Raw genomic sequence first — 14,159 nt, forward strand, 5'->3', positions numbered from 1 at the left:
GCGGACGATGCGTGAAATCCCGTCTGAGCTGTCGGTGTCGGTCATGAACGGCGAGAAAGCCGCGCCGTCGCGCGCCGGTGCCACGCCGCTGATCCTGCGCGACCCGGGCCTTCCCGCGGCCGAAGGCGCCTACAACCCCGCCCACGAGCGCGACGCCTGCGGCGTCGGCTTCGTCGCGGACATGCACGACCGGCGCAGCCACGCCATCGTCCAGCAGGGTCTCAAGATCCTGGAGAACATCGACCACCGCGGCGCGGTCGGTGCCGACCCGACCATGGGCGACGGCTGCGGCATCCTCACCCAGATCCCGCACGGCTTCTTCTCGGAGGAGTGCTCGCGCCTCGGCTTCGAGCTGCCGCCGGCCGGCCAGTACGCCATCGGCCAGCTCTTCCTGCCGAAGGCGGAGGAGGCCCGCGCCAGCATCGAGGCGATCGTCGAGAAGACGCTTTCCGACGAGGGTCTGCCGCTGCTCGGTTGGCGCGACGTGCCCGTCGACTCGGCCGATCTCGGCAAGGCCGTGAAGGAGACCGAGCCGCATCACCGGCAGGTCTTCATCGGCTGCCCGGCCAGCGTCGCCGATCAGGACGCCTTCGAGCGGCGCGTCTACATCGCCCGCAAGGTGATCTCGAACAAGGTCTACGGCCTCGAAGACGAGCGCGTGAAGGCGTTCTATCCCGTCTCCGTGTCGAGCCGGACCATCGTCTACAAGGGCATGGTGCTCGTGCACCAGCTCGGCCACTACTATCTCGACCTGAAGGATCCGCGCTTCGTCTCGGCGCTGGCGCTCGTCCACCAGCGCTTCGCCACCAACACCTTCCCGACCTGGCGCCTGTCGCACCCCTACCGGATGGTCGCGCATAACGGCGAGATCAACACGCTGCGCGGCAACGTGAACTGGATGGCCGCGCGCCAGGCCAGCGTCGATTCCGAGCTGTTCGGCAACGACATCTCGAAGCTCTGGCCGATCTCCTACGAGGGCCAGTCCGACACTGCCTGCTTCGACAACGCCCTCGAATTCCTCGTGGCCGGCGGCTATTCGCTCGCCCACGCGATGATGATGCTGATCCCGGAGGCCTGGGCCGGCAACCCGCTGATGAGCGAGGAACGGCGCGCCTTCTACGAGTACCACGCCGCCCTGATGGAGCCGTGGGACGGCCCGGCGGCGGTCGCCTTCACCGACGGACGCCAGATCGGCGCCACCCTCGACCGCAACGGCCTGCGCCCCGCCCGCTACATCGTCACCGATGACGGCCTCGTCGTGCTCGCCTCCGAGATGGGCGTGCTGCCGATTCCGGACGAGAAGATCGTCCAGTCCTGGCGCCTGCAGCCGGGCCGGATGCTGCTGATCGATCTGGAGAAGGGCCGCATCGTCTCCGACGAGGAGATCAAGGGCGAGCTGGCCTCCGCGCATCCCTATGCCGAGTGGGTGAAGAACACCCAGATCGTGCTGGAGGATCTGCACCCGATTCAGCCGCGGGCCTCGCGCACGGACGTGCCCCTGCTCGATCGCCAGCAGGCCTTCGGCTACACCCAGGAAGACCTCAAGCTGCTCATGGCCCCTATGGCCGTGACCGGCCAGGAGGCCGTCGGCTCCATGGGCTCGGACACGCCGCTCTCGGCGCTCTCCGACAAGCCGAAGCTGCTCTACACCTACTTCAAGCAGAACTTCGCGCAGGTCACGAACCCGCCGATCGACCCGATCCGCGAGGAGGCCGTGATGAGCCTCGTCTCGTTCATCGGCCCGCGCCCGAACCTGCTGGACATGGAGGGCGCCTCGCGCCGCAAGCGGCTCGAAGTGCGTCAGCCGATCCTGACCAATGGCGACCTTGAGAAGATCCGCTCGATCTCGCACTTCGAGGACCGCTTCGACACCCGCACGCTCGACATCACCTACGCCGCCGAGTCCGGCGCCGGGGCGATGGAGGGTGCGCTCGATCGACTGTGCGACCGGGCCGAGGTCGCGGTGCGCGGCGGCTACAACATCATCATCCTGTCGGACCGCATGGTCGGACCGGACCGCATTCCGATCCCGGCGCTGCTCGCGACCGCGGCCGTGCACAACTACCTGATCCGCAAGGGGCTTCGCACCTCGGTCGGCCTCGTGGTCGAGTCGGGCGAGCCGCGCGAGGTGCATCACTTCGCCTGTCTGGCCGGCTACGGCGCGGAGGCGATCAATCCCTATCTCGCCTTCGAGACGCTGATCGCGATGAAGGGCGAGTTCCCGCCGGATCTGACCGACGACGAGATCGTCTACCGCTACATCAAGTCGATCGATAAGGGCCTGCTCAAGGTCATGTCCAAGATGGGCATCTCGACCTACCAGTCCTATTGCGGCGCGCAGATCTTCGACGCGATCGGCCTGAACTCGGACTTCGTGGCCAAGGACTTCTTCGGCACGGCGACGACGGTCGAGGGCATCGGCATGGCCGAGGTCGCGCAGGAGACGACCCTGCGCCACCAGGACGCCTTCGGCGACGCCCCGATCTACCGCAACGCGCTCGATGTCGGCGGCGAGTACGCCTATCGCCTGCGCGGCGAGACCCACACCTGGACGCCCGACACCGTGGCGACGCTGCAGCACGCGGTGCGCCTCGGCGCGGCCGAGCGCTACCGCGAATACGCCCGGCTGGTGAACGAGCAGGAGAACCACCTCAAGACCCTGCGCGGCCTGTTCCGGATCAAGACCGCCGCCGATCTCGGCCGCCAGCCGGTCGACATCTCGGCAGTCGAGCCGGCCTCCGAGATCGTCAAGCGCTTCGCCACGGGCGCGATGTCCTACGGGTCGATCTCGAAGGAGGCGCACGAGACGCTGGCCATCGCGATGAACTCGTTCGGCGGTCGCTCGAACTCGGGTGAGGGCGGCGAGGAGCCGCGCCGGTTCATCACCGGGCCGGACGGGCGCTCGCGCCGCTCGGCGATCAAGCAGGTGGCGTCGGGCCGCTTCGGTGTCACCACCGAGTATCTCGTCAACGCCGACATGATGCAGATCAAGGTCTCGCAGGGCGCCAAGCCCGGCGAGGGCGGTCAGCTGCCCGGCCACAAGGTCGATGCCAAGATCGCCAAGGTCCGCTACGCGACCCCGGGCGTCGGCCTGATCTCGCCGCCGCCGCACCACGACATCTACTCGATCGAAGATCTGGCCCAGCTCATCTTCGACCTGAAGAACGTGAACCCGGCTGCCGACGTCTCGGTGAAGCTGGTCTCCGAGGTCGGCGTCGGCACGGTCGCGGCAGGCGTCGCCAAGGCGCGTGCGGACCACATCACGATCTCGGGCTTCGATGGCGGGACGGGTGCCGCCCCGCTGACCTCGATCAAGCATGCGGGCGGTCCCTGGGAGACGGGTCTGGCCGAGACGCAGCAGACGCTGGTGATGAACGGCCTGCGCGGCCGGGTCGCGCTCCAGGCCGATGGCGGCATCCGCACCGGCAAGGACGTGATGATCGCGGTGCTGCTCGGGGCCGACCAGATCGGCTTCTCGACCGCACCGCTGATCGCGGCCGGCTGCATCATGATGCGCAAGTGCCACCTCAACACCTGCCCCGTGGGTGTCGCCACCCAGGATCCGGTGCTGCGCAAGCGCTTCAAGGGCACCCCTGAACACGTCATCAACTACTTCTTCTTCGTGGCCGAAGAGCTGCGGGAGCTGATGGCGGCGATGGGCTTCACCAAGCTCGAGGACCTGATCGGCCGCTCCGACCTCCTCGACAAGCGCGACGCGATCGAGCACTGGAAGGCCCGCGGCCTCGACTTCTCGAAGCTGTTCCATCGGCCGAATGTCGGGCCGGAGGTCGCGATCCGTCACGTCGAGACGCAGCACCACCCGATCGACACGGTGCTCGACCGCCGCCTGATCGCGGGCGCCGAGACGGCCATCGAGACCGGCGAGCCGGTCGTGCTCACCGACGTGATCCGCAACTCGGATCGCGCGGCGGGCGCCATGCTCTCCGGCGCGGTGGCCAAGCGCCACGGCCATGACGGGCTTCCCGACGACACCATCGTGGTCAAGCTCAACGGCACCGCCGGGCAGAGCTTCGGCGCGTGGCTCGCCGCGGGCGTCACCCTCGACCTGACCGGCCACGGCAACGACTATGTCGGCAAGGGCCTGTCGGGCGGCAAACTGATCATCCGTCCGAGCGACGCGCTGAAGGCGCCCCCCGCCCGCACGATCATGGCCGGCAACACCGTGCTCTACGGGGCGATCGCGGGCGAGTGCTACATCCGCGGTGCGGCGGGCGAGCGCTTCGCGGTACGCAACTCCGGCGCCATCACCGTGGTCGAGGGCATGGGCGACCATGGCTGCGAGTACATGACCGGCGGCGTCGTGGTTTCCATCGGCGTGACGGGGCGCAACTTCGCGGCCGGCATGTCCGGCGGCATCGCCTACGTGCTCGACGAGGACGGTTCGTTCCGCGACCGCTGCAACCTGTCGATGGTCGATTTGGAGCCGGTGGAGGAGGAAGACGACCTCATGCGCCGCTTCCACCAGGACGGCGATCTGGAGACCAAGGGCCGGGTCGACATCCTCGCGGACATGTCGGGCCACGACGAGGAGCGCCTGTCGCAGCTCCTCACCAACCACATGAAGTATACGGGTTCGCCGAAGGCCAAGCAGATCCTCGACGAGTGGGCGGCGTTCCGCACCAAGTTCGTCAAGGTGATGCCGGTCGAGTACCGCCGGGCGCTGCGCGAGATGGAAATGGCGCGCATGCCGGTGGCGGCGGAGTAATCGAGCGTCATCAAGGCGGGCCATACCGGTCGGCGGCAGGAAGCCGCCGACCGGTTCACAGTGATGCCGGGCAGACGGCAAGGCCGCGTGGTCGAGAGATCCGCGCCTGCGAAGGACTGATCGATGGGCAAGGTCACCGGGTTTCTCGAATTCGACCGGCAGGAGCAGAAGTATCAGCTCGCCGCCGACCGCGTGCGGCACTTCCGCGAATTCACGCTGCCGCTCGACGAGCACGACCTGTCCAAACAGGCCGCGCGCTGCATGGATTGCGGCATCCCGTTCTGCCACGGGCCGACCGGCTGTCCGGTCCACAACCAGATCCCGGACTGGAACGACCTCGTCTACCAGTCGGACTGGGAGGAGGCCTCGCGCAACCTCCACTCCACCAACAATTTTCCGGAGTTCACCGGCCGCATTTGCCCCGCGCCCTGCGAGGAGGCCTGCACGCTGAACCTCGAGAACCAGCCGGTCGCCATCAAGACGATCGAGCAGGCGATCGCGGATCGCGCCTGGAACATGGGCTGGGTGAAGCCCGAGCCGTCGGCGAACCGCACCGGCAAGCGCGTGGCGGTGATCGGCTCTGGCCCGGCCGGCATGGCGGCGGCCCAGCAGCTCGCCCGCGTCGGCCACGACGTGCACGTCTACGAGCGCGAGCCCAAGGCCGGCGGCCTGCTGCGCTATGGCATCCCCGACTTCAAGATGGAGAAGCGCCACATCGACCGGCGCGTGAAGCAGATGGAAGCCGAAGGCGTCGTCTTCCACTACAAGGCCAACATCGGCGTCAACGTGCCCCTGGAGGACCTGACGAGCCAGTTCGACGCCGTGCTGTTCTGTGGCGGCGCCGAGGATCCGCGCAACCCGCAGCTTCCGGGCCAGGAACTCGACGGCGTGCACTACGCCATGCCCTTCCTGGTGCAGTCGAACCGCCGGGTCGGCGCCGAGCCGATGCCGGGCAATGGCGAATTGCCGATCCTCGCCGCCGGCAAGAACGTCGTCGTCATCGGCGGCGGCGATACGGCGTCCGACTGCGTCGGCACCTCGTTCCGCCAGGGCGCGCTCTCGGTCACCCAGCTCGACATCCGCCCGCGCCCGCCGGAGCGCGAGGACAAGCTGACGGTGTGGCCCTACTGGCCGACCAAGATGCGCACCTCGTCGAGCCAGGCGGAAGGCGCCGAGCGCGAGTTCCAGGCCGCGACCCTGCGGCTGGAGGGCAACCGCAAGGGCCAGCTCACCGGCGTGGTCTGCGCCCGCGTCGATGAGAAGCGCCAGCCGATCGAGGGCAGCGAGTTCGTGCTGCCGGCCGACCTCGTCTTCATGGCAATCGGCTTCGCCGGCTCGGTGCAGAAGGGTCTGGTCGCGGAATCGGGCGTGGCCGTGGACAAGCGCGGCAACGTCGCTGCCAACGATCAGAACTACCTGACCTCGAACCCGAAGATCTACGTCGCGGGCGACATGCGCCGGGGCCAGTCCCTGGTGGTCTGGGCGATCCGCGAGGGCCGTCAGGCCGCCCGCTCGATCGACGAGGCGTTGATGGGCGCGACCGTCCTGCCGCTCTGAACCGCGCCGCATCCAAACCGATCACGGGGGGCATCGCCGGAAGGCGGTGCCCCCTTTTCCATCTCCGGCGCGCGACCGATGCGAGCGCTCCGACTTGCCGTCATCGCAGGCAATGCTACGATGCCGGCGGGTCTGCAGATCACCCAGGCGTCACCGCCCCGAAAGGGGAGCTAAACCTGCAACCTCCACCCTGGGCATGACATCATTCCCGTGCCGCGTCGCAAGCCGGTGACCCTCGACCTCCGATCCGGAGAACGGCACTCGGAGAATGACCGTGCCGAGAGAGCTGATTCCCTACGCGACCGATGACGTGTCGGCGCTGGCCAAGTCCCTTCGCAGCCAGATGACGGCGCGAACGAAACCGCCGAGCCACGTCGAGATGCTCAACATGCTGGCCCGGGCGGCCGGGCACCGCAACTTCCAGCATCTTCGCGCGCTGGCGGCGGGTCTCGTACCGCGCGCGTCCGACGCCGTCGGAGCGCCCGCTCAGGCCGATGGCGCGCTCGTCGCTCGGGCCGCCCGCTGCTTCGACGCGCAGGGGCGGCTGACGAGTTGGCCGGCCCGCCGATCGGTTCAGGATCTCTGCCTGTGGGCGATCTGGTCGGCGCTTCCCCGCGACCGCCTGTTCGACGAGCGCGGCATCAGCGCGCTCCTCGACACACTGCACCTGTTCGGCGATCCGGCCATCATTCGGCGCACGATGTGCCATCTCGGCCTGATGAGCCGGACCGTGGACGGCCGCGATTATCGCCGCATCGAGCGGGCGCCGACGCCCGAAGCGGCGGCGCTGATCCGGTTGCTTCGCGAGCGGGCGCGCGGCGCGGTCGGACCGCAGGGTCAGGGTGCGGCGGAGACCAGTTCGTAGCCCGCGCCGGCCCGCTCGATCCGACAGCGGGTTGCGAGGTGCATGCCGGTCACGGCCAGCCCCTCGCTGGCTGCCCGGTCGAAGATCCGGCGGCGGGTGGCGATCGCCTCCGCCGGATCGGCATCCCAGATCACGGTCCAGTCCGGATGCGGCACCTGCAGCAGGCGGGAGTGGAGGATGTCGCCCCAGATCAGCAGCCGCTCCGGCCCGTCCTCGATCAGCACGCCCGCATGGCCGGGGGTGTGCCCCGGCAGCGGCAGGAACGAGACGCCGAGAGCGAGTTCGGCCGTGCCGGAGACGCGGCGCACCCGGCCGGCATAGGCGGCCAGCACGGCCTGCGCGGTGTCGAAGAACAGCCCCATCGCGGAGGGCGCGCGGGAACGCGCACCGGCATCCGACCAATAGGCGGCCTCGCGCTCCTGAAGCACCAGCTCGGCGTGGGCGAAGCGGGCGCGGCCATCGCCCGTGAGCAGGCCGCCCGCATGGTCTGCATGGAGGTGGGTCAGCCATACGGTCTCGATCTGGTCGGGCCGCAACCCCTCCGCGGCGAGAGCCGCCGTCACCCGGTCGAAGCCCGGCCCGAACACCGTTCCGCAACCCGCATCGAGCAACCCGTGCCATGCGCCGCGCCGGATCAGGAACGCATTGACCGGTTCGGGTGAGGGGCCACTCGGCGGCAAGCCGGCTTGTGCGAGCAAGGCGCGTCCGGCCTCGCTGTCTGCGCCGGGGATCATACTCGGCTCAAGCGGGAAGAGGCCGTCGCGCAGCGGCGTGACGGTGAAGGCGCCGACGCGATCGGCGGGGGCCGCCGCCCGTGCTTCGGGAAAGCGAAGGATCGGCAGGCAGGCGCCCGCGGCGAGGACGGCTCGACGGGTCGGCAGAGGGAGCATCGGCGGCAATCCGGGTGAGGGGAAGGGCGATCGAAATCCTGCGCCGCCTCGTCACGATCGCCCAGGGAACGGCTCCCGCTTCCGCGCGGGCATTTTTCCCGACACCCCTCCATCCCCCTTGCGCCTCGGACGGCGGCCGGTGCCATCTTGGGTCACGTTCCCCTGCACGGTCGCCCCGATGAGCCTGCCCGCGCATCTCGCCCTGCGCCTTCTGATCGTGACCCTGCTGTGTCTGGCCGGCGCCGTCGCCTGGACCCTGTGGGACGCGCGCAGCGCCCTGCGGGTTGAGTCTGCGGTATCGGCGGAGCGGATCGCCGCAGCGCTTGCCCGGCAACCGGGGCTTGGCAGCGTCGGACCGGCGGCGCTGCCGTTCGGCGAACCCCAGACCGAGCCGACCGTCCTGATGCTGCTGCCGGGGATCTGCACCGAGATCCGCCTCGGTAGCGAAGTGCCGCGGCGGCTCTGCGGCGATTGGGACGGGCTCGGCACGGCCCCGGCCTGGCTCACGGCCGTCCTGTCGGCGAGGACCCTCGGCGATCTGGTCGTCCGGGAGATCGTCTATCGCGGACGCCGTCTCGGCACCGTCGCGGCCTGGCCCGATTCCGGCGCGGCAGCGGCGCGCGCGTGGCGGCAGGTGCGGTTCGCGAGCGGCCTCGCCCTCTCGCTCGCCGGAGCCACGGCGATCCTCGGCTGGCTCGCCGCCGCCGGCCTCGTCGCGCCCGCAGGACGGATCGTGCGCCATCTGGACGGCTTCGGTGTCGGCGCGTCCCGTCCGCCCCTGCCGCGCTTCGGGGCGGCGGAGTTCGACCGGATTGCCACCGCCTTCGACGCGCTCGCCGGGCGTCTGGCCCGGACCGAGAGCGAGCGGACCGCGCTAATGCAGCGGCTGGTGCAAGTGCAGGAAGAGGAGCGCCAGAGCCTCGCCCGCGACCTGCACGACGCGTTCGGCCAATGCCTCGCCGCCGCCGGGGCGCTCGCCGCCGCGATCGAGACCGGCGCGCCGACGGACCGCGCGGATCTGCGCGCCGATGCGCGCGGCATCGAGGCGGTCGTCGCCTCCATGCGCGAGAGCCTGCGCGGCGCCCTGGCTCAGCTCGAACTCCCCGACTTTGCCGGGATCGGCTTGGGCGACGGCATCCGCGGCCTCGTGTCGGACTGGCGGGCGCGGCTACGGACCGGGCCGCGCCTGCACCTCGATATGGAGGGCGACTGGTCGGGCCTGTCCGGCGAGGCGTCCGCGAGCCTCTATCGGATCACGCAGGAATTGCTGACCAACGCCCTGCGGCACGGACGACCGAGCCGGGTCTTCCTGCGGTTGCAGCGCGCCGGCACGGGAGGCGGGACCGTCACGCTGACCGTGGACGACGACGGCGGGGGTGATGCTGCCAGCGCGGCGAGCGGGTCCGGTCGCGGGCTTCCAGGAATCCGTGCCCGGCTCGCCGCCCTCGGCGGCCAACTCTCGCTCACCGGAAACGGCAGCGGCATCCGCGCCCGCGTCACCGTTCCGGTTCACGGGTGAGGCGGATGATGGCGAACATCCTCCTCGTCGATGACCATCCCGTCGTGCGTGAGGGCTATCGCCGCCTGTTGGAACGGCAGCCGGGTTTCACGGTCGTTGCGGAGGCCGCGACCGCAGCGGAGGCCTATCGCCTCTACAAGGCGCAGAGGCCGGACCTCGTGATCCTCGACCTGTCGCTGCCGGGGCCGAGCGGCATCGAGGCGATCCGGCATATCCGGCAATGGGACGGCGCGGCCCGCATCCTCGTCTTCAGCATGCGCACCGGTGCTGCCATCGCGCGCCAAGCCTTCGCGGCGGGGGCCAGCGGCTATGTCAGCAAGGCGAGCGCCCCCCGCGAGCTGCTGGAGGCATCCGCGGGCGTCCTGCGCGGCGAGCGGGCCATGAGCGCCGACATCGCCCTGGCGATCGCGCAGGACGAGGTGGCCGGCGGGCGCAGCAGCCTCGACGAACTCAGCCCGCGCGAGGTCGAGATCCTCGGCATGACGGCGGCGGGCGCCACGGCGCAGACCATCGCCGAGGCGCTGTGCCTCGGCCTCAAGACGGTCCAGAACAATCTTTCGCTGATCCGGGCCAAGCTGGGCGCCCGTACGGACGCCCATCTGGTCTGGATCGCCGTTGGCGCCGGGCTCGTGGCAGCCCCGCACGGCCCACCCGCCGCCGAGACCTGATCGACCTCGTTCGGCGGTTGAGGAGGACTATCCCGGCGGCCAGCGGAAATCGTCCGCTCGGCCCGGCTGGGGCAGGGGGGCGGCGCCGCGCTGCAGGCTGCGCTCGCGGGTGCCGGTGGCATCCCCCTCCTGCGGACGTGCGGTGAGGAGCGTCCCGCCCGGCGAGGTCTCGGTGCGGCCGAGCGGCACCACCGGCCCCGCCGCGGGCTTGACCGGCAGGCTCGGGATACCCGGCGGCTCGGGCAGGCTCGGCAGCATCGCCGTGATCTTGCGATCGATTGCCGCCGTGTCATCGACGCCCAATCCGACACCACCCTCGCCGGGCGTGGCGGCGATCGCGGCGGCGGGCTGCTCGGAGGTCAGGCCGCCCTTCTCCCCCATCAGGCGCTTCAGCTCCACGTCGGCGAAATGGGCGACCTTGCGCGAGCCGGCGGCGGTAAAGTGAATCCCGTCCGAGGTGCGCAGCCGCGCCTCCTGGCCGTCCACGTCGGGCCCCGAGGCGGTGAAGCGGTTGCGGTCGTCCACGAAGCCCTGCCAGACCTCGGCATAGGATTGGCCGGCCCGCTGCACCCGCTCGCGCACGAGATCGTTGATGGCGGCAAAATCGCGGCTCAGGCTCTCGCTGCGGACCGGCGGCAGGCCGACCCAGATCAGCGGCACCTTGTGCTCGGCAAACACCTTCGCGACCTCATCGACCCGCGCGGCGTAGATCTCGCGCCACTTGTCGGACAGGGCCTCGACGCTCTGCTCGCCCTCGCGGATCGCCTGCCGGTCGTTCAAGCCGATCATCATCAGGGCGTAGGAGACTTTGGGCGTGGCCTTGAGAAAATCCTCGGCGGTCTTGGCCCAATCGACGAGATCCTTGCGCACGAGGCCGCTATCGGCCTTCGAGCGGTCGAGCACGGCGACCTCGGCATTGTCGGAGAAGGCGTCATCGGCACCCTTGGCGAGGTAGCCCGCGAGCGAGTCGCCGAACACGGCAATCTGCGTCGTCGGCGCCGCCTTCGGCACCTTGGCCTTGGGCTGCGCCACCGCGGGGGCGGGGCTCGGCCGGCGGCGGCGGGCGGCACGCTCCTCGTCCGAGCGGCCCGCAGTGGTGGGGGCGGGGGCAGCGGCAGGCGCACGCGGGCGCGACGGCCGGGCATAGCCGGGCGCGGGCTGGGGCGGCGGGGCCGGCTGGGCGCGCGGCTGGTCCTCCCACGGCCAGTAGAACTGGCGCGGCGCCTCCTGCGGCGGCGCGGCCCGGCGGGCGGGGGCCCGGCCGTAGCCGTACTCGTCGGCATAGGCGCCGCGGGCCCGGCGGCGCGGTGGCGGCGCGGCGTAGGGATCGGCCGCGGGTGCGTCGTAGCTGTCGCCCCACTGCGCCGCGGCCGGCTGCGGTAGGGCGGACCACGCCGCCGTGAGCCAGAGGGCCGCGAGGAGGAGGAGACCGAGGATCGCAGGAAAGCGCGGGAACGCGGTGCGATCGGTCGGGCGGCGTTGCATGCGCGAAGCCTTGATCGAAGGGGAGGGGCCGGAGCGGGTCCGACCTCACATCCGGTCAGGATAGCGCCTTGAGGCGCGCGCGTCTAAGAGTGCCTCACAAACTCCCGATCACCCATCGGCCCTCTCTGGGCATGGCGGCGCAGCGGGCGTTTTGTGAGAGACACGAGAGCCGTCTCCGACCTGATGGCATCAGGCCGGAGACGACTCTCAGTCTTTGTTTTGACGCGCATTCTTTCGACGAACCGGTGACCACTTCGTCGGAATGCGCTCTATGGCCGTCCCTCCAGGCGCTCCAGAAGTGCGGGCCGGGCGTAGCCGTCGGCGGGCAGGCCCTCGCGGATCTGGTACTGCCGCACCGCCTCGCGCAGCTTCGGGCCGGCGCGTCCATCCTGTTCGCCGCCATAGAGCCCTTTCGCGGCGAGCCCCGCCTGGAGACGCTTGAGGCCTGGCCCGTCGAGGCGGGCGGCGCCGTTGGGCCAGGGCGCGGCGAGCGCCGGGCCGCCCGCCAGCCGGTCGGCGAGGTGGCCGACTGCCAGCGCGTAGGAATCGCTGGTGTTGTAGCCGCGGATCACCTCGAAATTGTCGGTGATGAGGAAGACCGGGCTCCCGAGCCCGCCCGGCAGGAACAGGCTGGCCTCGCCGCCTGTCGGCAAGGGTTTGCCGTCGGTGCGGCGCACCCCGCGGGCGGCGAAGTCGGCGAGCGGGCCGCGGTAGCGGGTCAGGTCGAAATCCTTCGGCAGGCTGACCTCGTAGCCCCAGGACAGGCCGGGCTTCCAGCCGAGCGATTGCAGGTAATGCGCGATGGAGGCCAGCGCATCGGCCTCGGAGCGCCAGATGTCGCGCCGTCCGTCGCCGTCGAAATCGACTGCCTCCCGCAGGTAGACCGAGGGCAGGAACTGCACCTGCCCCATGGCCCCGGCCCAGGAGCCGACCATCCGCGCCGGCTCGATATCGCCGTTCTCGAGGATCTGAAGGGCGGCCAGCAGCTCGTCGCGAAACAGGGTTCCGCGGTGCCGGGCGTAAGCGAGGCTCGCCAGCGCGCGGATCGTCGGCAGGGAGCCGGCGCTGGCGCCGAAATCCGACTCGACCCCCCAGAAGGCCAGCACGACCGAGCGCGGCACCCCGGTCTTCGCCTCGATGGCGGCGAGGGTAGCCGCGAGCCGCTTGCCCTGCGCTTGCCCCCGGGTGATGCGGGCGCCCGAGACCGCGCCGACGAGGTAGTCCCAGACCGGTCGGCTGAACTCGCTCTGGCGGTGGGTGCGGGCGACGACGTCCGAATCCGGCCCTTGCACGCCGGCAAACGCCGCGTCGAAGGTCTTCTGCGAGATGCCGCGGGCCGTGGCGTCGGGGCGCAGCGACGCGACGAAGCCGGAGAAGTCGCCATCCTGCGCCCGGGCCGGCCCCGCCAGCAGCGCGAGCGCGAGGATGAGGGCGGCGCGGGGTAATCTCACCGCCGGTTCCGCTTCGCCAGGGTGTCCTCCCAAGCGAGCGCCTGGGCGACGATGACGTCGAGGTCGTCGTACTTCGGGGTCCAGCCGAGTTCGTTGCGGATGCGGTCGGCGCCGGCGATGATCTGGGCCGGATCGCCCGGACGGCGCGGCGACAAGCGCACTTCGAAGTCGCGGCCGGAGATGCGCTTGACCACCTCCACGACCTCCAGAACCGAGTAGCCCCGGCCGTAGCCGCAATTGACGGTCAGGCTGTCGCCGCCGCCGCGCAGATAGTCGAGCACGGTGAGATGCGCCGCGGCCAGATCCGAGACCTGGATGTAGTCGCGCAGGCACGAGCCGTCGCGGGTGGGGTAATCGGTGCCGAACACCTCCAGATGCGTGCGCTGACCGAGCGCGGCCTGCGTCGCGACCTTGATGAGGTGGGTGGCCGCCGGCATCGATTGCCCGGAACGCCCGCGCGGATCGGCCCCGGCCACGTTGAAGTAGCGCAGCACCCCGTAGGTGAAGCCGTGCGCGGCGGCGGCATCCGCGAGCATCCACTCGCTCATCAGCTTCGAGCGGCCGTAGGGGTTGATCGGGTTCGGCGTCAGGGTCTCGGGCACCGGCACGATCTCGGGCTCGCCATAGACGGCGGCCGTCGAGGAGAAGATGAAGTGCCGCACATTCGTGCGCACCGCCGTCTCCATCAGCGCGCGCGTCTTCACGGTGTTGGCGAGATAGTAGCCGAGCGGGTCGGCGACCGATTCCGGCACGACGATCTTGGCCGCGAAATGCGCGACCGTGTCGATCTGGTGGCGCAGAATGGTCTCGGTGACGAGGGCTTGGTCGGCCACGTCGCCGACGACGAGACGCACTTCCGGAGGCAGGACCCAATCGTAACCGGTCGAGAGGTCGTCGAGGACCACGACCTCCTCATGCCCGGCATCGACCAGTGCGAGCACCATGTGGCTGCCGATATAGCCGGCGCCGCCCGTGACCAGAACCGCCATCGTCCACCC

9 protein-coding genes are annotated in these 14,159 nt (G+C 70.3%); 5 read left to right on the forward strand and 4 right to left on the reverse strand.

What is annotated here, in order from left to right:
- Positions 1-7 precede the first annotated feature (7 nt).
- The 3 genes from gltB to MSPGM_RS16340 all read left to right on the forward strand — a co-directional run bounded on the left by gltB (position 8) and on the right by MSPGM_RS16340 (position 7,148).
- Positions 8-4,726 (forward strand): glutamate synthase large subunit, encoded by a 4,719-nt coding sequence (gene gltB / locus MSPGM_RS16330; protein ID WP_043766911.1) that lies wholly within the window; start codon positions 8-10, stop codon positions 4,724-4,726.
- A gap of 123 nt (positions 4,727-4,849) precedes the next feature.
- Positions 4,850-6,283: a glutamate synthase subunit beta gene (locus MSPGM_RS16335; protein ID WP_003600827.1), complete on the forward strand. Its 1,434-nt coding sequence runs from the start codon at positions 4,850-4,852 to the stop codon at positions 6,281-6,283.
- 268 nt (positions 6,284-6,551) lie between these two features.
- Positions 6,552-7,148 (forward strand): DUF2087 domain-containing protein, encoded by a 597-nt coding sequence (locus MSPGM_RS16340; RefSeq protein WP_301297585.1) that lies wholly within the window; start codon positions 6,552-6,554, stop codon positions 7,146-7,148.
- Here MSPGM_RS16340 and MSPGM_RS16345 read toward each other — a convergent pair.
- Entirely contained in the window at positions 7,121-8,038 is a 918-nt protein-coding gene (locus MSPGM_RS16345; protein ID WP_261925712.1) for an MBL fold metallo-hydrolase, read from the reverse strand. The two genes, MSPGM_RS16340 and MSPGM_RS16345, sit on opposite strands and share 28 nt — an antisense overlap.
- 178 nt (positions 8,039-8,216) lie before the next feature.
- On the opposite strand from MSPGM_RS16345, the gene MSPGM_RS16350 reads away from it, so the two are divergent.
- Together MSPGM_RS16350 and MSPGM_RS16355 are read left to right on the forward strand one after the other, a co-directional pair.
- Positions 8,217-9,557: a sensor histidine kinase gene (locus MSPGM_RS16350; RefSeq protein WP_261925713.1), complete on the forward strand. Its 1,341-nt coding sequence runs from the start codon at positions 8,217-8,219 to the stop codon at positions 9,555-9,557.
- Positions 9,558-9,562: 5 nt separating this feature from the next.
- A complete protein-coding gene (locus tag MSPGM_RS16355; protein WP_012753283.1) occupies positions 9,563-10,225 on the forward strand; it encodes a response regulator transcription factor in 663 nt (220 codons plus the stop codon).
- Between the two features lie 27 nt (positions 10,226-10,252).
- On the opposite strand, the gene MSPGM_RS16360 is transcribed toward MSPGM_RS16355, so the two are convergent.
- From MSPGM_RS16360 to galE, 3 genes are all read right to left on the reverse strand, one after another.
- Positions 10,253-11,710 (reverse strand): DUF459 domain-containing protein, encoded by a 1,458-nt coding sequence (locus tag MSPGM_RS16360; protein ID WP_012753284.1) that lies wholly within the window; start codon positions 11,708-11,710, stop codon positions 10,253-10,255.
- 269 nt (positions 11,711-11,979) lie between these two features.
- Entirely contained in the window at positions 11,980-13,161 is a 1,182-nt protein-coding gene (locus tag MSPGM_RS16365; protein WP_012753285.1) for a lytic murein transglycosylase, read from the reverse strand.
- On the reverse strand, positions 13,158-14,150 hold the full coding sequence (galE, locus tag MSPGM_RS16370; protein WP_003603134.1) for a UDP-glucose 4-epimerase GalE: 993 nt from the start codon (positions 14,148-14,150) through the stop codon (positions 13,158-13,160). Before galE ends, MSPGM_RS16365 begins: the two co-directional genes overlap by 4 nt.
- Positions 14,151-14,159 lie beyond the last annotated feature (9 nt).

Origin of the sequence: Methylorubrum sp. GM97 (genome assembly GCF_024347855.1) — a bacterium.
GTDB classification, from domain to species: Bacteria; Pseudomonadota; Alphaproteobacteria; order Rhizobiales; family Beijerinckiaceae; genus Methylobacterium; species Methylobacterium extorquens.